Origin of the sequence: Paenibacillus oryzisoli (genome assembly GCF_001653565.1) — a bacterium.
Classification (GTDB): Bacteria; Bacillota; Bacilli; order Paenibacillales; family NBRC-103111; genus Paenibacillus_E; species Paenibacillus_E oryzisoli.
The window spans coordinates 1-21,691 of the sequence record NZ_LYPB01000050.1 but is presented as its reverse complement, the minus strand read 5'-3'; the positions used below and the strand labels follow the sequence as shown (position 1 = coordinate 21,691).

At 45.2% G+C, this 21,691-nt stretch carries 19 protein-coding genes and 1 riboswitch; of the genes, 18 read left to right on the top strand and 1 reads right to left on the bottom strand.

Translation table 11 applies throughout. From position 1 onward, the window contains the following. Window positions 1-526: 526 nt before the first annotated feature. The 9 genes from A8708_RS08355 (at window position 527) to A8708_RS08315 (ending at window position 9,745) form a co-directional block, all read left to right on the top strand. Complete coding sequence (locus A8708_RS08355) at window positions 527-1,789, top strand: glycosyltransferase family 39 protein (protein WP_204787492.1); 1,263 nt, start codon at window positions 527-529, stop codon at window positions 1,787-1,789. Beyond that, window positions 1,765-2,481, top strand: a complete 717-nt coding sequence (locus A8708_RS08350; protein ID WP_068663057.1) for a glycosyltransferase family 2 protein — start codon at window positions 1,765-1,767, stop codon at window positions 2,479-2,481. Before A8708_RS08355 ends, A8708_RS08350 begins: the two co-directional genes overlap by 25 nt. 2 nt (window positions 2,482-2,483) lie before the next feature. Further along, window positions 2,484-2,888: a DUF2304 domain-containing protein gene (locus tag A8708_RS08345; RefSeq protein WP_068663056.1), complete on the top strand. Its 405-nt coding sequence runs from the start codon at window positions 2,484-2,486 to the stop codon at window positions 2,886-2,888. Beyond that, window positions 2,882-3,220, top strand: coding sequence for an EamA family transporter (locus A8708_RS08340; RefSeq protein WP_068663055.1), 339 nt, complete (start codon window positions 2,882-2,884; stop codon window positions 3,218-3,220). The genes A8708_RS08345 and A8708_RS08340 overlap by 7 nt, the downstream gene beginning before the upstream one ends. Further along, window positions 3,205-4,308 carry a GNAT family N-acetyltransferase gene (locus tag A8708_RS08335; protein WP_204787491.1) on the top strand — a complete coding sequence of 368 codons (1,104 nt, stop codon included), beginning with the start codon at window positions 3,205-3,207 and terminating at the stop codon, window positions 4,306-4,308. The genes A8708_RS08340 and A8708_RS08335 overlap by 16 nt, the downstream gene beginning before the upstream one ends. Before the next feature lie 43 nt (window positions 4,309-4,351). Further along, window positions 4,352-5,017 carry a class I SAM-dependent methyltransferase gene (locus A8708_RS08330; RefSeq protein ID WP_068663053.1) on the top strand — a complete coding sequence of 222 codons (666 nt, stop codon included), beginning with the start codon at window positions 4,352-4,354 and terminating at the stop codon, window positions 5,015-5,017. Continuing rightward, entirely contained in the window at window positions 5,010-5,858 is an 849-nt protein-coding gene (locus A8708_RS08325) for a DUF3473 domain-containing protein (RefSeq protein WP_082927352.1), read from the top strand. The genes A8708_RS08330 and A8708_RS08325 overlap by 8 nt, the downstream gene beginning before the upstream one ends. 114 nt (window positions 5,859-5,972) lie before the next feature. Next, window positions 5,973-7,772, top strand: coding sequence for an adenine deaminase (gene ade / locus A8708_RS08320; protein WP_068663052.1), 1,800 nt, complete (start codon window positions 5,973-5,975; stop codon window positions 7,770-7,772). Window positions 7,773-7,918: 146 nt separating this feature from the next. Next, window positions 7,919-9,745 carry an APC family permease gene (locus A8708_RS08315; RefSeq protein ID WP_068663051.1) on the top strand — a complete coding sequence of 609 codons (1,827 nt, stop codon included), beginning with the start codon at window positions 7,919-7,921 and terminating at the stop codon, window positions 9,743-9,745. A 159-nt stretch (window positions 9,746-9,904) separates the two neighbouring features. Here the strand turns inward: A8708_RS08315 and A8708_RS08310 are convergent, their stop codons facing one another. Next, window positions 9,905-10,444 (bottom strand): hypothetical protein, encoded by a 540-nt coding sequence (locus tag A8708_RS08310; RefSeq protein ID WP_068663050.1) that lies wholly within the window; start codon window positions 10,442-10,444, stop codon window positions 9,905-9,907. Between the two features lie 295 nt (window positions 10,445-10,739). Then, window positions 10,740-10,908: riboswitch (cyclic di-AMP (ydaO/yuaA leader) on the top strand. Between the two features lie 118 nt (window positions 10,909-11,026). On the opposite strand from A8708_RS08310, the gene A8708_RS08305 reads away from it, so the two are divergent. The 9 genes from A8708_RS08305 (at window position 11,027) to A8708_RS08265 (ending at window position 21,330) form a co-directional block, all read left to right on the top strand. Further along, the gene (locus A8708_RS08305) at window positions 11,027-11,497 is read left to right on the top strand and encodes a hypothetical protein (protein WP_068663049.1); all 471 of its coding nucleotides are present in this window, start codon (window positions 11,027-11,029) and stop codon (window positions 11,495-11,497) included. Between the two features lie 177 nt (window positions 11,498-11,674). Beyond that, entirely contained in the window at window positions 11,675-12,100 is a 426-nt protein-coding gene (locus A8708_RS08300; protein ID WP_068663048.1) for a DEAD/DEAH box helicase family protein, read from the top strand. 138 nt (window positions 12,101-12,238) lie between these two features. After that, on the top strand, window positions 12,239-12,319 hold the full coding sequence (kdpF, locus tag A8708_RS37065; protein WP_068663047.1) for a K(+)-transporting ATPase subunit F: 81 nt from the start codon (window positions 12,239-12,241) through the stop codon (window positions 12,317-12,319). A gap of 32 nt (window positions 12,320-12,351) precedes the next feature. Further along, window positions 12,352-14,022, top strand: a complete 1,671-nt coding sequence (kdpA, locus tag A8708_RS08290) for a potassium-transporting ATPase subunit KdpA (RefSeq protein WP_068663046.1) — start codon at window positions 12,352-12,354, stop codon at window positions 14,020-14,022. Window positions 14,023-14,048: 26 nt separating this feature from the next. Beyond that, entirely contained in the window at window positions 14,049-16,076 is a 2,028-nt protein-coding gene (gene kdpB / locus A8708_RS08285) for a potassium-transporting ATPase subunit KdpB (RefSeq protein WP_068663045.1), read from the top strand. A gap of 12 nt (window positions 16,077-16,088) precedes the next feature. After that, the gene (gene kdpC / locus A8708_RS08280) at window positions 16,089-16,670 is read left to right on the top strand and encodes a potassium-transporting ATPase subunit KdpC (protein WP_068663044.1); all 582 of its coding nucleotides are present in this window, start codon (window positions 16,089-16,091) and stop codon (window positions 16,668-16,670) included. Between the two features lie 79 nt (window positions 16,671-16,749). Next, window positions 16,750-19,053 carry a histidine kinase gene (locus A8708_RS08275; RefSeq protein WP_068663043.1) on the top strand — a complete coding sequence of 768 codons (2,304 nt, stop codon included), beginning with the start codon at window positions 16,750-16,752 and terminating at the stop codon, window positions 19,051-19,053. Window positions 19,054-19,058: 5 nt separating this feature from the next. Next, window positions 19,059-20,573 (top strand): ATP-binding protein, encoded by a 1,515-nt coding sequence (locus tag A8708_RS08270; protein WP_068663042.1) that lies wholly within the window; start codon window positions 19,059-19,061, stop codon window positions 20,571-20,573. Between the two features lie 58 nt (window positions 20,574-20,631). Continuing rightward, window positions 20,632-21,330 carry a response regulator gene (locus A8708_RS08265; RefSeq protein ID WP_068663041.1) on the top strand — a complete coding sequence of 233 codons (699 nt, stop codon included), beginning with the start codon at window positions 20,632-20,634 and terminating at the stop codon, window positions 21,328-21,330. The last annotated feature ends 361 nt before the right edge of the window (window positions 21,331-21,691 follow it).

The window sequence follows — 21,691 nt, the reverse complement described above, 5'->3', positions numbered from 1 at the left end:
CAGAGGACAACAGTTCTAAAGTTGTGTTTACTCCACATAGTTCACTAAGCAGTATCTAATGAATATTAGGTCGGTTCACAAGTTACGGACATCGCATGTAATCTTCATAAAGAGACACTACTACTCAGTTCGAAATGACTGCAATCCCTCATGCAGTTCGCGAGCTTCCTCTGTTAAGTGAGTCATTGGCTACATACTATTGTAGATATCTCAGATATTTCGAAGTTGAGCAAATACTTCAAGGAGCTTGTGTACTCGAGCAATGAATAGATAGAAGGAAGAACCTCTTGTGAAAGGGGTTTTTCCTGTTCGATCGGATCAATATTTCTTGCGAAATATCCTTCAAAACCACTTTCTAGATACCTCATATAAATATATTTAAATATAGTTCAAAAGAAGCAGGAATTTATCAAGGAATGTCGAAAATTCTAAGATGTTTTCACACTTAAATCACACTTTTTTTACAATTCGTTCACAATTAGTTTGCAGATATGGAGTTGTTTGTAGCGTGTATCTTATCGACCGAATGAATCAAATTTATCAGCGATATAAGGGTTGCGAATGGCTATATATTCTCGTTCTCCTCGCGATTTCACTAAAGAAGAAACTAGAGTACTTCTTCTTCATCCTGAACTCGGAGAAGGGACTCCCGAAATCGGAAGATTCGCAGTGGTATCTGAATTACGCTCATTCCTTATTAACAGATTTCAAGCTTGGCTTACACATGAATGACCTACTTTATATGGGCTATAATCTCATTCTTGCCGTACTAATAGGTTTGTTTAAGGAAGAACAAATTGTTGTTTTTATTCAGGCTGTTACAACGGCATCGTGTGTCATTCTGGTGTACCTTATCACGCTTCGCTTATTTAACCGAATTACCGCCATTGTGGCTTCGTATTTCTACGCAACTTCCTGGCATATAACGGTCTGGTCGATGTACATTCTTTCAGATAGTTTATTTATGAATCTAGTCCTGTTGAATGTGTTTCTTCTTCTGAAAACGCTTGAGAATAACAATAAAGTTATGGGTTCGTTATTCCTCGCTTCTTCACTTCTCATGTTAGTATTCCGCCCAACGGGTGTTCTAACACTTGTGTTTATTTTCATCTACATCGTACTGAATGTTAAACGGGAACAACCGATCCATTTCCTCAAGAGGCATAGATATAAGTTTGTATGCGCTTTACTAGTTGTTTTCACAACGTTGGGCTTTCTTGTATGGGCCGACAAATTCAATCCACTTCTGACATCTCTACAATATAATGCGAAGTTAGTCCTGTACAATATCTATGCCAAAGGGTGGATTTATGACAATCCCTCAGACCATGACTATTTTTATCGTCCTGATTATCGCATTGATATGCTAGGCAGCTTGATCCTGAGTTTTCTTATTCATAATTGGGAACATGTCCTGGTGTTATATGGAAGAAGAGCGCTCGCGTTCATTGGCTGGTGGGTATGGAAGACGGATGTTCAGAGTGTGGCTGGAGTTATTAAATTGTTCAGGGATATCCTCCCGTCACTCCTTTTTCTATTGGGAACTTACGCGGCCATTCGAAACCAAATATTCAGGAAAACATCGATTGTTTGGTTGGTGATCGCGTCGATATTCCTATTCTGTATGGTGTTGTTCATGGATAGTATGTATCGCTACAAGCTGCCTGCCCTCCCTTTTATTTGTATCATCTGTGGCTATGGTGTCGAAAGATGGATTGGTATCATCTTATACTTCTTTAACAAATTAGAAGGGAAGTTGCTTCAATGGAACAGAAACAAGCACTCATAGTCATCCCGGCCTATAATGAGCAGAACAATATTTTAAAAGTAATCAGGGATGTACGTGAGAATCTTCCTAGCTACGATATTCTCGTGATTAACGATTGCTCGAAGGACAACACATCGGCCATAGCCAAGGGAGCAGGAGAGGGGGTCAAAGTAATAGACCTCTCTTATAATCTGGGAATTGGTGGCGCGGTGCAAACAGGCTTCAAATATGCACAGAAGAACGGATATTCCTATATGGTGCAAATTGACGGGGACGGTCAGCATCTTCCTGGCGAGGTGGATAAGTTATTTGCGTGTATGACCCAAACAGGAGCTGATATGGTTATCGGCTCGAGGTTTCTAGATATTAAATCATTCCAAACAACGCGGACAAGGCGCCTAGGGATTAAAGTGTTCTATTATTTATTTCGTATATTAATCCAGACGAAGATTACGGATGGGACATCAGGGTTTCGTATGTATAATCGCAAAAGCATCGAGTTATTAAGCCAATTTTATCCGGATGATTACCCAGAGCCCGATGCCATTATTCTGATCAGCAAACATGGACTTCACATCGGTGAAGTAGGCGTTGAAATGAGAGAACGTGAACACGGCGTCTCGTCGATCACTCCAATGCAAAGTCCTTATTATATGACGAAGGTAATTATGTCGATCTTATTCTCTTTTACAAGGACAAGGACGAGGTGGTAGGGATGCTAACGAGTGAACATCATTTATATAGTGTGCAAGTCATGGGTGTGGTCTTCTCTTTAATTCTGATGAGTACGGTATTTATGATGGTGAGAGCTAGAAGACTTCGAGAGAAATACGCACTTGTCTGGTTCGTGATTGGCTTCTTTACGCTGATTATGTCCATGTTCACGGATTTGATGGAGTGGTTCTCCAAGCTGCTGGGGATCGATTATGCGCCATCTGCATTTTTCGCCATCCTAATCGCATCTGCTTATCTCCTGCTGCTGAATACGAGCATAAGTATCTCGGGGTTAAAACTACATAACAAGGCGCTCACGCAGGAACTGGGTTTAACGAAGCTAAGGCTGGAAGAACTTGAGAAGAAGAGCATTGAGGAGGAAAAATCATCAAATATATCATGCTAGTTGCCAGTGTGCTTATGACGGTTGTGGCCAGTACCTTGCTGAAAATAGGGGGGCGAGCTGTCAATTTTGAAGGTGGCATAATGACGATTGCCATAGGGTACATGACGACACCATTGATTGTGACCGGGTTTGCCTTTTACGCACTGGCGGCCTTTATTTGGATCTATTGCCTATCCCAATTCGACCTGAGCTATGTGACTTTCGTATCGAGTATTCAATATATTTTTATGATTCTTGTTTCGATCATGATTTTCCATGAACAAATTAGTGCCATGAAGTGGGCGGGATGTGTGTTTATTATGATTGGCGTCATTCTATGGTTGAAAGGATAGTCCCCATGTACCGTTGTTTGCCCTATACCGAAGACATGAAGGAAGAATGGAACAAGCTGGCTTGGTCTCAGGGGACCACGTTTCATACATTGTCATTTCGACAGATTCTGCTCGAGACGTTCGGTTATCAATGCTTGTATCATGCTGTAGTTGATGCTCATGACCGGATTTGCGCGTTAATCCCTTTAATAAGCGGCCGCAACTTAGGACTCCAACGGGTAGGCGTTTCGCTTCCCTTTGTTAACTATACCGATGTGTGTGCCCTTAATGAGGAAGCTGCGCAATTCGCTAGGGATGCCATCGTGCAGTTGAAGGGGCAATACCGTCTTCGCTATATCGAGTTGAGATTTAAGAGCGGGACGATGCCCATTGAAGGCAAGAACCTGTCTCCGATACGTAAGCAATTGGAAACCGTTCATGGGCAGATAAACAACATTAATCACACTTTCGTACTGCCATTAACCAATGAAGATGAGGTGCTATCCCTCTCCACTCGCAGTAATCGAAACCATATTCGGAAGGTGTACAAGAACAATTGGTTTCAGGTTTCTTATGATCAAGGGAATCTAGCGCGATTTCATAAGGTTTATGTCCGGCGTATGAAGCAGTTGGGTTCACCAGCACAGGAGATCGGTTTTTTTCAAAAATTCTTCGACTATTTGCCCCATCATACGGTGCTGCTTACCGTGATAGACGTAGAGACGGGTGAGGTAGCTGGTGGTATGCTGCTAATCATTAGCCCGGGGGATTCAACACTTTATTATCCCTATGGAGCAAATTTGACGGCGTACAACCACAAGTATCTCAATAACTTTATGTACTGGGAAGCTGTGAAATTGGGGATTCGAAGAGGGCTGAAACAGCTGGATCTGGGTCGTTCACAAACCGGTTCAGGAACGTATAAGTACAAGGAACAATGGGGGGCTGCTGCCGAGCAGCTCACCTATGTCGTCATGGGCAGCGCCAATGACTTGGCGGGTCCTCCGGATAAAGAAAAGCTTCGCCTTTTCATCGAACTCTGGAAGAAAATGCCTAACATGGTGACAGAGCCCCTAGGTAAGCAACTCATTAAGTATCTCATGCCGTAACGAACAAACTATAGGTGTCATCTAAAATCGGGGGAAATAAAGAATGGCTAATCTTAGCTGGAAGCAGTATTTTGACAAGAGGGCAGAGGTTCATGGAGCTTCCGTGCAATCCTCCGATTATTATAATGAGGAAAGTTTCTTTTTGCAGCGAAATCATACATTAGGTTGGCTTGGGGAACTTCACGACAAAGAGATTCTGGATGCCGGCTGTGGTGTTGGCGCATTTAGTGAGCCTCTCGTTGGGGCTAACACGGTGTATGGGGTGGATTTCTCGGAGAGAAGCCTTGCCTTTGCCGCGGAAAGAGGTCTTCGAACATCGTCGGATGATCTAACGGCGCTTCATTTTGAAGAGGGCAAGTTCGACGTCGTGCTGTGTATCGGTGTGATTCAACTCATCGAACAGTATCGAGCGGTTATTGCCGAGTTGGCTAGGGTGACGAAGCCTGGGGGAACGCTGCTCATAGAAACCTTGCATCGACGTTCCTGGCAGAGGAAAGTGCTCCTATTGTTCGAGAAAACCAAAAAATTCGATCGCATGTACGCGATGGACGAATTGAAGAAAGTATTCATAGCGCACGGATTTGAGCATATAGAGTTCTTAAAGATCTATCATCCGTTCCCTTACGTTTCCAAAGGAAGTACGGGGTGGAAAGTGCACGATCGGTTGTGCACGTCATTCGCCATCAAAGGAAGTAAGAAGCATGTCTAATTCTTCCAAACCGATAACGAATTTACTCACCTTTGATATTGAAGAATGGTTTCATGCGAATTATGATGGGCTGACGCCAGATCGGACGAAAGGTTCTAGTTTCCGTGCTCACATGGATACCCTGCTTCAGATGTGCAGCGACGCGGGGTGTAAAGCGACTTTTTTTACGCTCGGCTGTATTGGAGAGGATTATCCGGATATCGTGAAGGCTATTGCGCGAGAGGGGCATGATGTTGCCTCGCATGGGTATGCCCACGAACTAGCCTATAAGCAAACGAGAGAAGAGTTTCGGGCAGATGTTCAGAAATCGGTGGATATTCTTGAGGATTTGACGGGGACGAAGGTGCTCGGTTATCGGGCGCCGTCATGGTCTATCGTTGAAAGCAATTTACACTATCTTGAAGTACTGGAAGAGATGGGCTTCCTGTATGACGCGAGTATTTTTCCTGTCAAGACGTTCCTTTATGGAATACCTACTGCGAAAAGAGAGATTCATAAGCCAATCGTGAACGGCAGAGAACTTCATCTCTACGAGGTTCCCATGTCTGTCATGCGCGTTGCCGGGAGAAATGTGGGTTATTCCGGTGGGTTTTATTTCAGATTTTTCCCGGAATTCGTGATCCGCAAAGCAATGCAATCAGCCAACCGCCGAGGGGAGAGCTCGATTGTCTATCTGCATCCACGTGAAGTTGATCCCAGTGAGCATAAGCTTGATCTTCCTAGCAAGGAGCACTTTATTCATTATTACAATGTCAAAGGTACGCAAGCGAAGCTGGCAAACATTCTGGGGGCATTCGCTTTTACGTCCATTTCGGAGCACTTGAAGGGGCAGCATACATAATGAACGGTTGGTATCTGTTAGAAGAAATAGTTACAAGTTGCTCAGCTATGCATGAAAGTGTACATTTAATAGTTGAAATGGATGCTCATGTAGGAGTAAAGGAGAACGAAATCGATGACATATACCCCCAATCGAAATACATTAACGAATGTTAGCCGCACACTGGCTAAAGTTGCTTTGGGAGAAGCTGCAGCCGATCTGGTTATTCAAAATGGGACCTTAGTCAATGTGCATTCTGGTGAGCTTATTGCTCATATGGATATCGCGATTGCAGCGGGACGAATTGCTTATATAGGAAAGGCAGACCATACCATCGGGGCGCACACGAAACGAATCGATGCCTCTGGCAAATATATGGTACCGGGCCTGCTGGACGGCCACATGCATGTGGAAAGCACGATGCTTTCCGTGACGGAATTCGCCAAAGCGGCGATTGTCAAAGGGACGACAGGGATTTTCATGGATCCGCATGAGATCGCGAATGTGTTCGGCGCCGAAGGGGTCAGACTCATGCATGAAGAGGGGCAGCCTCTGCCGCTCAAAGTGTTCACGACCTTCCCATCCTGTGTGCCGGCAACGAACGATTTGGAAGATGGCGGCGCTACCTTAGAGGTAGCTGATATTGTGGCGGGCTTGCAGTGGGACAATGTAGTTGGACTGGGTGAAGTGATGAATTTCCCCGGTGTTGTGTACGGAGATCCCAAAATGTGCGGAGAAATCGAAGCAACGCTGCACAGCGGAAAGACGGTAACAGGACATTTCCCGAGTGACGATGATCGGATGCTGCAAGCGTATCTCGCATCAGGCGTTACGTCGGATCATGAGACGGTAACCCGCGAGCAGGGGCTGCATAAGGTTCGCATGGGGATGCACCTCATGATTCGGGAAGGCTCAGCGTGGCATGATGTCAAAGAAGTCATCAAGATTGTCACCGAGGATGGCGTCAATACGTCCAATATCTCGCTGGTTACCGATGACGTGAATCCGCAAACACTTGTGGAGAAAGGGCATCTCAATCATGTGGCACGACGCGCGATGGAAGAAGGCGTTCCGGCGGTTACTGCGATTCAAATGGTCACGATTAATGTGGCCCGATATTTTAAGCTGGAGCATGATGTGGGATCGATCACACCGGGGAAATGCGCTGACATCCTGTTGATGGATGACCTGCAGAAGATGGAGCCTTCTACGGTTATTACGGATGGGCAAGTCATTGCAGAACAAGGCGAGCTAACAGTGGAATTCCCTGTGTTTACGTACCCGCTTCATATTCGTAATTCGATGAACGTGAAGCGTGAGTTGACGGCAGAGGATTTTAAGCTTGCGACGGCAGCTGCGGAGCGGGAGCACACGAAAGTCAATGTCATCCGCGTGGTCGAAAATAGTGCAAGAACCGAGAAGATGACTGCAGAGCTCGCCATTCAAGAAGGTGTCATCCTGCCGGATGCCGAGCAGGATATTGTTCGTTTGGCTTGCATTGAGCGGCATCGAGGTACAGGTCAAATTTCACTTGCTTTTGCCCATGGATTTGGCGTGAAATCTGGCGCAGTGGCATCTACGGTGGCCCACGACAGTCACAATCTGCTCGTAATGGGGATTGATGAAGGAGATATGGCATTCGCTGCGAATGAGCTAGTGAAGCTCGGCGGCGGTATGATCGTTGTGGAAAATGGCAAAGTGCTAGCCCAAGTTCAGATGACCATTGCTGGCCTTATGTCTGAGAAGGCACTGCCTGAAGTCGTCAAGGAAGTCGCCGAGATGGACAAAGCATGGCAACACATTGGCTGTACGATGAACGCCCCGTTCATGACGTTTTCCCTCATCGCGCTGCCCGTGATTCCGGAGATTCGTATATCGAATCGCGGGTTGGTTGATGTGACTCAGTTTAAGCTGATCGATGTGGAGATTGTGTAACCAATCCATACAATTCAAACCTTCTCTGAACATTAGTGCATGATGCTAATGTTCTTTTTTCTATGTGGGTTACCAATATTTATAATGGATTTCATATAAATAGGGCAAACTGAAACGAACTTATCACATCAAGGTGGTGTCCTCCATTGTTGACTGATTTGAAGCGTTTATTAATAGGCCAGCCCTTGAAGTCCCATGAATTAGGCGAGCAGAAATTAAATAAAAAGAAAGCCCTGGCTATTCTTTCTTCCGATGCACTCTCCTCGGTAGCGTATGGCCCAGAGCAGATTCTAATTGTGTTAATAACGATTAGCGCAGCGGCGTTCTGGTACACCATACCTATCGCTTGCGGCGTTTTATTTCTCTTAGTTGCTCTAATTTTGTCCTATCGGCAAATCATCTTTGCTTATCCCCATGGGGGAGGCGCTTATGTCGTCTCGAAGGAGAACCTCGGCATGAACGCGGGATTATTTGCGGGCGGGTCCCTATTGGTCGATTACATCTTGACTGTAGCGGTTAGTATATCCGCAGGAACCGATGCGATCACCTCGGCTTTTCCAAGTTTACATAGCTACACGGTACCGATTGCGCTGGCACTCGTCTTGTTTATTACGATCCTCAATCTGCGAGGAATCACCGAATCTGCCTCTATTTTGGCGTATCCTGTGTATTTGTTTGTGGTCGCGTTGTTTATCCTGATTGGTATTGGTGTGTATAAAATTCTGACAGGTCAAATTTCTCCGGATTTGCATGCTCCATTGGGGACACCGGTTGCGGGCATTTCCTTATTCATCTTGTTAAGAGCATTCTCCTCAGGGAGTTCAGCGTTAACGGGGGTAGAGGCGATATCCAATGCGATACCGAATTTCAAAGCGCCTGCCCCGCAAAATGCTTCCAAAACATTAATGGCCATGGGGATGCTACTCGCGATTTTGTTCGCTGGCATCATCTATTTGGCTTACTACTACGGTATTGCCCCGACCGAGAAGGAAACGGTTGTTTCTCAGATTGCGACGGTGACATTCGGCCGAGGACTGATGTATTATATCGTCCAAGGTACTACCGCGATGATTCTTGTTCTCGCCGCGAATACGGGCTATTCCGCATTTCCTTTGCTCGCAGTTAATCTGGCCAAAGATAAATTTATCGCTAGAATGTTTACGATGCGCGGCGACAGATTAGGCTATTCGAATGGGATTATCTTTCTGGCTGTTACCTCAATGTTATTAATCATCGTGTTCAAAGGGCAAACGGAGCAGCTGATCCCTCTCTATGCAGTCGGGGTGTTCATTCCTTTTACACTGGCTCAGACAGGTATGCTGGTGAAATGGTTCCGTGAGAAACCGAGAGGTTGGCTGCTTAAATTGACGGTCAATTTGGTAGGCGCATGTATGAGCTTCATCGTCATGATGATCTTCTTTATCACCAAATTTGGCCAAGTGTGGAGTGTGCTCATTTTCCTCCCGCTCATCGTTTTTATTTTTCATCAAATCAAAAAGCATTACGATGCGATCGCGGAACAATTGCGACTCACTTCTTGTGAACCTGCCCTTCCGATTGAGGGCAATGTCATGATAGTGCCTGTAGCGGGCTTCACACATGTCGTGGAGAATTCGTTGAACTATGCCAAGTCGCTGTCACCTGATCAAATTATCGCAGTGTATGTGGCCTTTGAACGGGACGATGAGAAGAAATTCGAGGAGAAATGGCAGAAGTGGCAGCCTGATGTGCGCTTAGTTACGCTGCATTCCCATTATCGAAGTATTGTTCATCCCTTGACCAAATTCATCGATACGGTGGAACACAAAGCTACGGAATCTAACTTCCGTGTAACCGTGATTATTCCACAGTTTATTCCTAAGAAGAATTGGCATAACATCCTTCACAATCAATCTAGTTTGCTGATCAGGGCGTTCCTGCTGTATAAGCGGAACTTGGTTGTGACGACCGTGCCGTATCATTTGAAAAAGTAGACCGAATTAACCTAACTATTTGCTCGGCTAGCCTCACGAAATCCCTATTAGTCCGAAAAGGCCGAACTAAATCCCCTTAAACCCTCCACACCAAGGGGAAAAGGCGAATTAGTTCGGCAAAATCGGACTATTTACCGTTTTTAAGCAGGAATCCTCGATTTAATTCCGATAAATCGGACTAATGAGCGGGCTGCCCTTTCTCATGAAGGTTTCCATCTGATGTTCTTCACTCACTCGCTGCATAAACCCACGAAGCTCTTCCTCTGTTTCACAGACTGCGACATGTTCCAACCAAACAAAGAATTTCTTCTTCAGTATGGCTGAAACATGGAGGGGGTAAGTCTCCCGAGACTTGATGATATACAAACCTGAGGCAACTTCATTCCACGGTGACTTGAATATCGTACGAATCGATAATCGAGTCCGAGTCTCCCAATCCTGTTTTTTTTGCAGGTTTCTTATCGACTGATACATTCTCATAATGATCTGATTATCTGATATTTGGGTCCATTTGGATAAACCAGTCTGGACAACATTGTGAGTGATCTCAGACTCTTCTTTAGAAAACCAGTACCCCACAATAATAGGGAAACGATTATTTTCTTCAAGCCATAAGACACCGAACCATTCGTAATCTAGATCAATCGGATTCAACATATGAGGTAGTGTTCCTAAATAATAACGTGGTAAGGAAGTCATGACAGTTCTCCTTTTTTGACTTGATCTCGAAGTCGGTAGTGATTGAATATATGCCATTATTGTAGGTTGGAACGCTATAAAAAGGGGGTAAAGAATGAGTAGTCAACATATAAAAATAGAATAAAAATAGTGAAAACGAGAGTAAACCGAAGTATTTCTATGGAAAATACCTGTGACACATAAATGGATGCGCTTTCACAGGCGGCAAATGTCACAGAATGGGAAATAAGTATCTCCCAAGCATTTTACATTGGCGAGCAATCGGGGTAAGATTCGGTTCAACAACAGATCGCATTCAAGCAAAACGCTGAGTTCCCGTAAGGGAAACGGGGGAACCAATAGAAGCCGATTGGACACAGTTCGGTTTCTCGGGGTGAATCTAATGCAAGCGCAGCTTGCTAAGGTAGGGCACTTCCAAGCCCGAATCCGACAGCTAACCTCGTAAGCGCATTGGGAGAGAACCGCCTTCTTTTCGTGCCCTCCGCAGCGCGTGAATTCACGCTGCTTCGAAGCTCGAGAGTAGAGATTCTCTGCTCTTTGGCTTCTTTTTGTTGTTCACCAATTGAGGAGAGTGAATCTATTATGTATCCCGAACCCCTAACGCTAGTAAGAGAATCAGATGAATGTACCAAACGTATCAAGGAATGCAAGATTATCCGTATTGAATGCTTTCAATTCGATTGCGAGCTATCAGATAAGCTGCTGCCTGGGCATGGTACGGACTGTCATTGCGGCATGCTAACGATTTCAACAAATCTTGGAACATGTGGATTAGGGCAATTCGTGATTCCATGTGGCAACCTGAGAGGGGATTTTGTTCAATGGGCGGTTGTTTTTCAAAAGCTCAAAGGCCTAACCCTGAAGGATGGTTTGGATTACGTTCATCAGAAAGAAGAGGCATGGGGAGAGGTTAGATCACAATTAATGGCATCTGCACTAACCAATTTATTTGAAAAGCTAGAGAGCTCATCAACTATAGTTGAACAAGAACTAAGTTTCCTTAGGGATCGCACTTATTTATTTGAGCATTCTGGGGCGTATATCTCTTTCTAAGGTCACGGCGTATTATAAAAAAGCACCTTCAACCACTTCCTTTGAGTGAGTGAGGTGTTTTTTTTGCTTCCGTATATCCTATTTTTATACTTTTTTTATACGGACCACACAGATTCTTTACCCCCTTTTTATACAGATCGGCGTTACAATGTTTCAGGAAAGGGGGCGGTGATCATCATGCAAAGTGATTTTTTGCTGATAGCTGCGCCAACCAAGGCAGGCGAAGCGTTTATGAAATATACAAAATTGGTTGGCCTTCCTTTTGTTGCATTAACGAACAACAAGATGGAAAGAATCAAGTTAGAAGGTCAAGGAGTGAAGCATATTATCCAAGTGGATACGATGCATTCAGAGGATTTTATCGTTCCCGACTATCCAATTGGGAACGTCGTACTGTTTGAGGAGAGCTTACCCTTATGCTGTAGGTATATCCAAATTTGTCGTAGTTGGACTTCAAGACCTATTTATGTCATCACCCAAAGAGTCAATCCTCGATTAATTTACAAAGGGCTGGGTGCGGACTATGTGATTTATTCTACGAATGGAGATGTCAAATTTCTAATATCCTCCCTACAAACAAATGAAGCACAGCAGCATGTATAGGTTTTTGGAAATTAATCTAAGGGAGGTAAATGACATGTTGGATGTCATAATGGTTGCGGGATTTATTCTATTAACAGTCATGATGATTGGCGTATCTGCCTGGGCTGGCAAAGTAGTCGAAGAGGGAAGTGGGAATAAATGATATGGGTGCTTGGGATTGCAGTGATTATGCTGTTTGTGTACTTAGTTTATGCTTTGATAAATCCGGAAAAATTTTAAATAACTTCATTTCAGGAGGGATTTGAGTCACTATGGTTGCCTTCATTTCAATTGCAGTCACGTTACTGCTAGTATTGCTGCTGGCTCGTCCGGCAGGTTTGTATATAGCTAAAGCATTTAATTATGATAGAACAGGTCTAGATAAATTTTTTACACCTTTTGAAAAATTGATTTATGCAGTAGGCGGTATTCGTCAGGATAATCAGACTTGGAAAAAGTATGCTGCTGCCGCTGTACTAAGCAATGCCGTAATGATAACACTCGTTTATATCATTTTTAGAACGCAGGCGTACTTGCCACTGAATCCAGCTGGCATTCCTAATATGGAGCCAACGCTTGCATTTAATACAGCGATTAGTTTCATGACCAATACGAACTTACAGCATTACAGCGGTGAAAGCGGCTTATCGTATTTGGCGCAAATGTTAGCGATTGTCTTTATGATGTTCACGGCTCCAGCCACTGCGCTTGCAGTAGCCATTGCATTCATTCGTGGCCTAGCAGGTAAGCCGCTTGGTAACTTTTTTGTAGATTTGATCCGCTCGATTACGCGTATTCTATTGCCCATTTCTTTTGTAATGGCATTCGTATTTATTGCTCTTGGTGTACCGCAGACGTTGGAACCAGCGGCTGTGGCCCATACATTAGAAGGCGCTGAACAGATTATTGCCAGAGGACCTGTTGGATCATTTCTATCCATTAAGGAACTGGGCAATAACGGTGGCGGATTCTTTGGAGTCAACTCGGCGCACCCATTTGAGAATCCCGATGCGATTAGTAACTTGCTCCAGATCGTACTGATGATGCTTTTTGGAACGGCACTACCGTTCACGTACGGCAAAATGGTCGGAAACATGAAGCAAGGGCGTGTTCTATTTATTTCTATGGCACTATTGTTTGTCGTTATGCTCGGTATTTCGTTTAGCGCTGAAAAAGCTGGGAACCCAGCTTTGAACACTATGGGTATACAGCATGATCAAGGAAGTATGGAAGGCAAAGAAGTTAGATTCGGTATAACGCAGTCTTCTCTATACTCAGTCGTTACAACAGCTACTGAAACAGGTGCTGTCAATGGTATGCATGATTCATTAACTCCGCTCGGAGGCCTAATATCAATCTCCAACATGATGCTGAACACTGTGTTTGGCGGCGTCGGCGCAGGGTTCATGAACGTGCTTATGTATGCCATCATTGGAGTGTTCTTAGCTGGTTTGATGGTGGGTCGTACACCGGAGTTTTTGGGTAAAAAAATCGAAGGCAGAGAAATGAAATTGGTTGCTTTAACGATGTTAATTTCGCCTTTTCTTATTTTGATACCAACGGCTATTGCAGTCTTCAGTTATCCGAGTACAATCTCCAATCCGGGGTTTCATGGTCTGACGCAAGCCATGTATGAATTTACTTCGTCCGCTGCAAATAACGGTTCTGGATTTGAAGGATTAGGGGATAATACGCCATTCTGGAATATTTCGACAGGCATTGTGATGTATCTTGGGCGGTTTATCTCCATGGTCACTTTGCTTGCGGTAGCAGGGTCTTTAGCGGCGAAAAAAGCAGTGCCGGAATCGGTGGGGACATTCCGTACGGACACCGGATTGTTTGCGGTCGTGTTCCTTGCTTCCGTATTGATCGTCGGCGCTTTGACATTCTTCCCTGGTCTTGTTCTTGGACCCATTGCCGAGCAGTTAACCTTGAAGCCATAAGCTAAGTTTGAATGGAGGACCCTATCATGAGTCAAAAGAAATCGATGATGAACGGAACAATCGTACGAAATGCAATAAAGGAATCTTTTTTGAAGCTGGATCCGAGGGTGATGATTCGAAACCCAATTATGTTTGTGGTAGAGATCGGATTTATCATCACGCTATTCTTGATATTTGTTCCAGGAGCATTCGGAGGTGAAGTACCTGTTTGGTTTAACGTAACCGTTTCGCTCATTCTGTTGTTAACGATTCTTTTTGCTAACTTTGCAGAAGCACTTGCTGAGGGCAGAGGAAAAGCGCAAGCAGATTCGCTTAAGAAAACGAAAAAAGAAATTACAGCTAATAAAGTGGTAGGGAACGCAATCAAAAAGGTACCATCCACTGAATTGCGAAAAGGGGATATCGTCGTTGTATCGCAAGGAGAGCTTATTCCCAGCGATGGTGTTGTAATCGAGGGGCTTGCCTCCATCGATGAATCCGCGATTACCGGTGAGTCTGCCCCAGTCATTAAAGAAGCAGGTGGAGATTTCAGTTCTGTTACCGGCGGTACGCGTGTCGTAAGCGACCAGATTAAAGTTCGCATTACGAGCGATCCCGGCGAAACATTCCTTGACCGAATGATCTCTCTGGTAGAAGGGGCCAAAAGACAGAAAACCCCTAACGAAATCGCATTGAATACTGTTCTTATTAGCTTGACTTTAATCTTTTTGATTGTCGTCGTTACACTGCCGTTTTTTGGGCAATTTTTAAATATCAAGATTGAAGTGCCTATGTTAATTGCTCTTTTGGTATGCTTGATTCCTACAACAATCGGTGGATTGCTGTCTGCTATCGGGATCGCGGGAATGGATCGAGTTACCCAATTCAACGTACTAGCGATGTCCGGTAAAGCTGTAGAAGCGGCGGGAGACATCAATACCATTATTTTAGACAAAACAGGTACAATTACGTACGGAAATCGGATGGCCAGTGAATTTATTGCGGTCGGTGGGGAGAAAGAAGCTGCTGTTGCTGAATGGGCGGCGATTTCCTCCATCAAAGATGAGACACCGGAAGGTCGTTCTGTGCTGGAACTGATGACTAAGCGGGGATTCTCTTATCATGACAAGATTGCTGAAGGCGGAGAATTCGTAGAGTTCAAAGCTGAAACCCGTATGAGTGGAATGAATCTGATTGATGGCCGTATCGTCCGTAAAGGCGCGGTAGATGCCGTCAAAAAATGGGTGACTGCACAAGGAGGAAACATTCCTTCAGATTTGGATACGAAGAGCGATAAGGTTGCTTCTGCAGGCGGGACACCACTTGCCGTTGCGGTGGATAACAAAATTTATGGCGTTATTTATCTAAAAGATACCGTGAAGCCCGGAATGCGGGAACGATTCGAGCAAATGCGTCAAATGGGGATTAAAACCGTCATGTGTACGGGGGACAACCCGTTGACCGCCGCGACAATCGCACTCGAAGCCGGTGTGGACGATTATATCGCGGAAAGCACACCGGAAGATAAAATTGCCGTTATTCGTAAAGAACAAGCGGAAGGCAAGCTGGTTGCCATGACCGGTGATGGTACGAACGATGCTCCTGCCCTTGCACAAGCTGACGTAGGTATCGCAATGAATAGCGGAACGGTTGCGGCCAAAGAGGCGGCCAACATGGTCGATCTGGATTCCGATCCTTCCAAGATCATTGAAGTGGTGGCTATTGGGAAGCAGCTTCTTATGACAAGAGGAGCGTTAACCACGTTCAGTATCGCAAATGATATTGCAAAGTACTTTGCGATCATTCCGGCCATGTTCATGATTGCGATTCCGGAAATGAGTGTGCTGAACGTCATGCGACTAGGTTCTCCGATGTCAGCAATTATATCAGCGCTCATATTCAACGCCATCATTATTCCGCTGCTGATTCCTCTCGCAATGAAAGGTGTTGCCTATAAACCGCTCAGTTCCTCGAAGCTGTTACAACGAAACTTATTCGTCTATGGGTTAGGCGGAGTTGTCATACCTTTTTTCGGTATTAAATTAATCGACCTAGTCATTCATTTGTGGGTTTAGGAAAAGGAAGGAATGAGTCCTATGAAGGTTATATTATCAAGTATTCGGATAAGTTTGTTTCTCATGCTGCTTTGCGGGCTTTTATATAATGTGATCATAACTGGAATCGCCCAAGCTGTTATGCCGGGTAAAGCAAGCGGAAGTATAATTTATAATGAGAAGGGTGATATTGTTGGATCGGAATTGATTGGACAATCGTTTACTGATCCGCAATTCTTCCAAAGCCGCGTATCCAGCATTGAGTACAAAGCAGAAGGTTCAGGTACGCCAAACTATGCGCCTTCGAATCCAGATATGATAAAACGCGTACAGGAGTCAATTGAAGCTTGGAAAGCTAAAAATCCAGACGTACCTGTCAGCGAGTTGCCAATTGACCTTATTTCCAACTCCGGATCTGGCTTAGATCCCCATATCAGTCCTGAAGCGGCTCTAGCCCAAATTCCGCGGATCAGTAAACTGACCGGGATCGCTCCCGGGCAGTTAGAATCACTCGTGAGCTCTAATACGCAAGCAAGAGAGTTCGGGATTTTAGGCGAACCTGCTGTCAATGTATTGAAGCTGAATCTGGATTTACAAAAAAAGATTGGTAAGTAAAATAACAAGCAAGCAGCCACTCTCGTTAATAATGAGAGTGGTTTCTGCACATTTTAGGATAAGGGAGAATGTTGCTATTTTGGATGTTTTCAAACGAAAGACACCGGAAGAGATCTTGTTATCCATCTCCAAACTGCATCGCGGCAGCTTAAAAATTTACATCGGTGCAGTCAGCGGATCTGGTAAAACGTATCACATGCTTCGGGAAGGACATAACCTCAAGGGGCAAGGGATCGATGTGGTCATTTGTGCAGTATCGACGCTCCAAAGACCGGAAACCGTGGAACAATTGGGGGATCTGGAGAGGGTACCCAGCATTCATTGGATGAAAGACGGCGTGGAACAAAAGGATCTGAATTTGGAAGCATTACTCGAAAGAAATCCTGAAGTTGTTCTCGTTGATGGGCTTGCTCATCAGAATCGGGAGGGTGCCCAATTTCCAACTAGGCTCGAAGATATTAAATATCTACTCTCGCACGATATTAGCGTGATCAGCACAGTGAATGTTTACGAGCTAGAAGGGACGAAGGAGGTTGCTCATAAGCTGACAGGCATTGAAGTGGGCTGCTGTGTCCCCTCTGATACACTAGAACTAGCCGATGAGGTGAGACTCATTGATGCAACGCCGGAAACAATTTTAACTCGACTGGGAGAAGGTCATTTAAAGGGGAACAAAGATGCAGCCTTATTTCAACGCGGTAATTTAGGTGTGCTGCGAGAACTGGCCCTCCGCCTTGTTGCAGAGGATGTTAATGATTCTTTAGAGGCACATCGGGAACAAATGGGGTTTCAGGGTCCTTCAGGAGCGACGGAACGTATTATGGTTACAACGCAATATCACTGGAATGGATCCATTTATGTACGCCGAGGTCAACAAATCGCAAAGCGTTTGAATGGCGATCTGCATGTAGTCACGCTGCGTAAAAAGGGTAAAACGCTTACCAAAGAAGCGGCTGCTTTTCGTAGGTCAATTATGAAGCTTGTAGAGAAAGTAAACGGGAAATTTGAAGAGCTTCCGATTTCTTTTCGCCGCTGCATCCCTCAGATTTTAGTTGACTATGCGAACGCTAATCATGTTACACGTATTATTTTAGGGCATTCCAAACAAACGAAATGGCAAACTTTTCTTCAAGGTTCGGTTATCAATGGCGTGTTAAAAAGAACCAAAAATATCGATGTGTTCCTGGTAGCCGATCGAGCTTCTCAGGAGGGTGAACGCATTCTGCCTGCTCATATTCACACGCCCAAGGAGCCTTACAAATTTAGACGTCTGAGCAAGCAAGAAGTGGAAGCGAAAATTGAAAAAATAAAACGCGGCAGATTCAAGGTTTATATTGGCGCTGCGCCTGGTGTCGGTAAAACGTACACGATGCTGCGTGAAGGTAATGATCTGCTCAAAAAAGGGATCGACGTGAAAATTGGTTTGCTTGAAACGCATGGCAGAATAGAGACCACCCAGCAGGTTGGCGATCTCGACATTTTGCCTCGAGCAGAAATACAATATCAAGGTGTAAGACTCCAAGAGATGGATACGGAAGCCATTATTCGTCTGCGACCTGAAGTCGTCTTGGTTGATGAGCTTGCCCATACCAATGTACCCGGAAGCACAAATAAGAAACGTTATGAAGATGTGCTGGATATTTTGGAAGCTGGCATTTCGGTTATCTCCACTGTAAACGTTCAACATTTGGAGAGCTTAAATGATGCTGTCGAGCATATAACAGGTATTCGCGTGCGAGAAACCGTTCCAGATAGTATTCTTCGTGCAGCAGATGAAGTTCAGTTAATAGATGTCTCCCCCCAATCTTTACAGCTTCGTATGAGAGATGGCAAGATTTATGCAATGGTAAAAGTGGATCAAGCGTTGAATAATTTTTTTAAAACTGGGAATCTGATCGCTTTAAGAGAACTAGCGTTGCGTGAAATCGCGGATGATGTTGATGAACGATTGGAATCCATGGAGCGTAAGAGCTCCCTACGTGGTCCATGGCGGCGGAAAGAAGTCATATACGTCTGTGTGACAGAAATTTCGCAGGCCGATCGCTTAATTCGGAGAGGGTTTCGCATTGCGCATCGGCTTAAAGCAGTTTGGCATGTAAGCTTTATTGTGGCCCGGCATACGAATGATGAGTGGAAGACAAAGCTAGAGATGCTAGAGAAGCTGACCATTCGTTTAGGAGGCGAATTTTCTTATCAAGAGGTCTTGAATCGTAACCAAATTCCACGTGATTTTGCAGCGACAGCAAGTAAAGCTGGAGCAACACAAATCATCGTTTGGAAAACCGATCTCATTAAAAAACTTTTACCGCATGCTAGTAAAATGGATGTGCTCATCGTTGCCGATTATGACTCGTGGCAAACTTCGCGAAATAGGGTAAAATAAAGCCTATGGAAACTCCAAAAAAAGAACATGCTAACTGGCAATCGTATGGTGTGACTGCACTTTTTATCGTCCTATTGACCATATTTTTGAAAGGTTTTGAATTTTTTTTTGATCTTGTCAATATCTCTCTTCTCTACATATTTCCTGTCTTGTTTAGTGCCGTTCGTTGGGGGAGGGGGCCTTCTTTTTTTGCTGCGGGACTAGGAGTGTTGGCTTTTGATTTCTTCTTTGTTCCACCTCAATTCAGTCTGACAGTTGCTGATTTGCGTTATATCCTAACCTTTATTGTGTTCTTATGTGTAGCTGGCCTTACTGCAAGCCTTGCTTCAAAGCTGATGGATCAATTTCAGCAAGCACAGAAGAAGGAAGCCAATACGGCTGCGCTGTATGCATTAAGTCGTAAAATTACAGCGATTTCAGATTTAGACATGTTGCTGAAGCAGATTGTTCAACATGTTTCCGACACATTAGATGCGAAGGCTGCTATCATGTTGCCAAACCAAGAGGGTGTACAGGAGGTTGAAGCTTATTCGAAGAATAGTGGGGATTGGGCCAGCGATGAAGCCCACCTAACTATTGCCGGATGGGTGAGTCATAACAATACAATTGCGGGACGAGGGACGCGAAGATTGAGTGAATCCTCGGATTTACATGTCCCTTTAGCGACAGACCAACAGGTGCATGGTGTGCTCGCTGTACAAGTTGGTGATCGAGTCATGTCCGATATGCCAGAGCTTATTCGCATTATTGAGGCGCTATCGGATCTTGCAGCCGTGGCCATTTCTCGAGTTAAGCTAGCGGATGAGGCCAAAGTGGCGCAATTGACTGCTGAGTCTGAGAAACTCCGCACAGCTTTGCTGGATTCTCTCTCTCATGAATTACGCACGCCGCTGGCTACGATCATTGGCTCTGTCACGGGATTACTCGATGGGGAGGACGTCTTTGGCCCAGAAGATCGGCGAGAATTATTGCTAACGACGCGCGAGGGAGCTACTCGCATGAATCGACTTGTGGGGAATTTGCTCGGCATGGTTCGGATTGAGAGCGGGATGATGCGTTTAAATAAGATGTGGTGCGGGATTGAGGATGTTGTTGGTGTTGCCTTATCACAATTGAAGGATTCTCTGCAGAATAGAGTCGTTAGTGTTGTTCTGGATCCGGATCTGCCATCCGTTCCGCTGGATGAAGTTCTTATGGAGCAAGTGCTGTTGAATGTCATCAGCAATGCGATTAAATATTCACCTGAAGGCAGTGAAATCCGCCTTAACGCTGAGCAGAACGGCAAGAGGCTGCGACTGTCAATTACAGATGAAGGAGGAGGTATTCCTCCTGGGGATCGGGAACGCATATTTGAGAAGTTCTATCGGGGCGATCGGACCAAACATATCCCTGGCACGGGGCTTGGACTCGCTATCTGTAAGAGCATTGTAGAAGCGCATGGCGGTTCCATTACGGCTAACGCGAGGACAGATGGCAGGCAGGGCACGGTTATCGAACTGAGCTTGCCTTTATCACAGTGAACATACAAGGTTCTAACTGCATGTACGATGAAATTCGCTAAGCGGGAAGGAGAGCACGATGACAACTACAGGGGCGAAAATTCTAGTCATTGATGACGAGGCGCAAATTCGCAAATTATTGCGGGTCACGTTAACCGCGCACGGTTTCGAAACGGCAGAAGCGGCAACGGGACAGGATGGCTTGCTGCAGGCGGCGATGTTCCGACCGGATCTCATCGTCCTAGATCTGGGATTACCGGATCTGAGCGGCATGGAGGTGCTGGCCGGCATTCGTGAGTGGTCGATTGTGCCTATCATTATTCTCACAGCGCAAGATCAGGAACCTGACAAGGTCGCTGCCCTGGATCGCGGCGCAGACGATTATGTGACGAAGCCATTCGGCATGGGCGAGTTCATGGCTCGGATGCGCGTGGCTCTTCGACATATCGCCAAGGCGCCGGATGAGCCTGTGCTGAAGCTCGGCCAGCTTGTCATTGACCTGGCCAAGCGCAGTGTCGAGCTGCATGGCGAGAAGCTGAAGCTAACGCCAACCGAGTACGATTTGCTCAAGGTGCTGGGCGTTAATGCTGGGCGTGTCATGACGCATAAGCAGCTGCTCAAGCAGGTATGGGGCGGTCAGCAATATGAATCTGACAGCCAGTACCTTCGCGTATACGTAGGACACCTACGGAAGAAGATTGAAACAGATCCGGCCAGACCACAATATATATTGACGGAGCCGGGGATTGGGTATCGGTTTGCTTGGCAGGAGAACTAACGAAGTAGAGCTCAATGATAAGGGCTGCTAATAGGCAAAGACAAAGCTTCTCCCCCTACGATGACGTGGGGAGAGAAGCTTTGTCTTTGAGGTGGTGGGTGAAGCGAAGCTTCCAACAGATGAATAGGTCACGATAACGTTGGTTGTGAGTAGAGTGGAGTAGAGTAGAAGTAGAAGTAGTATGCTGAGCTCATTTGAGTAGCTAGCTTTCAAATAACTGTAAAAACTACAGTTAAAATCGCCGTATGACCTAAGATTTACCGAATAGATGGAAAAAGTAGTTACTACTTAGGTTCAGAAGCTGAATTGTCCTTGGAAGACGGAGATAAGCGAGGCGTATATGGGGAGTTTCTGTTTCAAA

Bases quoted from the DNA above. Each gene is read 5' to 3' on its own strand.
- ade (WP_068663052.1), top strand. From the start codon at position 5,973: ATGACATATACCCCCAATCGAAATACATTAACGAATGTTAGCCGCACA.
- A8708_RS08335 (WP_204787491.1), top strand. From the start codon at position 3,205: ATGGTTGAAAGGATAGTCCCCATGTACCGTTGTTTGCCCTATACCGAA.
- A8708_RS08330 (WP_068663053.1), top strand. From the start codon at position 4,352: ATGGCTAATCTTAGCTGGAAGCAGTATTTTGACAAGAGGGCAGAGGTT.
- A8708_RS08325 (WP_082927352.1), top strand. From the start codon at position 5,010: ATGTCTAATTCTTCCAAACCGATAACGAATTTACTCACCTTTGATATT.
- A8708_RS08340 (WP_068663055.1), top strand. From the start codon at position 2,882: ATGCTAGTTGCCAGTGTGCTTATGACGGTTGTGGCCAGTACCTTGCTG.
- A8708_RS08300 (WP_068663048.1), top strand. From the start codon at position 11,675: ATGCAAAGTGATTTTTTGCTGATAGCTGCGCCAACCAAGGCAGGCGAA.
- kdpF (WP_068663047.1), top strand. From the start codon at position 12,239: ATGATATGGGTGCTTGGGATTGCAGTGATTATGCTGTTTGTGTACTTA.
- A8708_RS08345 (WP_068663056.1), top strand. From the start codon at position 2,484: ATGCTAACGAGTGAACATCATTTATATAGTGTGCAAGTCATGGGTGTG.
- A8708_RS08265 (WP_068663041.1), top strand. From the start codon at position 20,632: ATGACAACTACAGGGGCGAAAATTCTAGTCATTGATGACGAGGCGCAA.
- kdpA (WP_068663046.1), top strand. From the start codon at position 12,352: ATGGTTGCCTTCATTTCAATTGCAGTCACGTTACTGCTAGTATTGCTG.
- A8708_RS08270 (WP_068663042.1), top strand. From the start codon at position 19,059: ATGGAAACTCCAAAAAAAGAACATGCTAACTGGCAATCGTATGGTGTG.
- A8708_RS08355 (WP_204787492.1), top strand. From the start codon at position 527: ATGAATCAAATTTATCAGCGATATAAGGGTTGCGAATGGCTATATATT.
- A8708_RS08350 (WP_068663057.1), top strand. From the start codon at position 1,765: ATGGAACAGAAACAAGCACTCATAGTCATCCCGGCCTATAATGAGCAG.
- kdpC (WP_068663044.1), top strand. From the start codon at position 16,089: ATGAGTCCTATGAAGGTTATATTATCAAGTATTCGGATAAGTTTGTTT.
- A8708_RS08310 (WP_068663050.1), bottom strand. From the start codon at position 10,444: ATGACTTCCTTACCACGTTATTATTTAGGAACACTACCTCATATGTTG.
- A8708_RS08305 (WP_068663049.1), top strand. From the start codon at position 11,027: ATGTATCCCGAACCCCTAACGCTAGTAAGAGAATCAGATGAATGTACC.
- kdpB (WP_068663045.1), top strand. From the start codon at position 14,049: ATGAGTCAAAAGAAATCGATGATGAACGGAACAATCGTACGAAATGCA.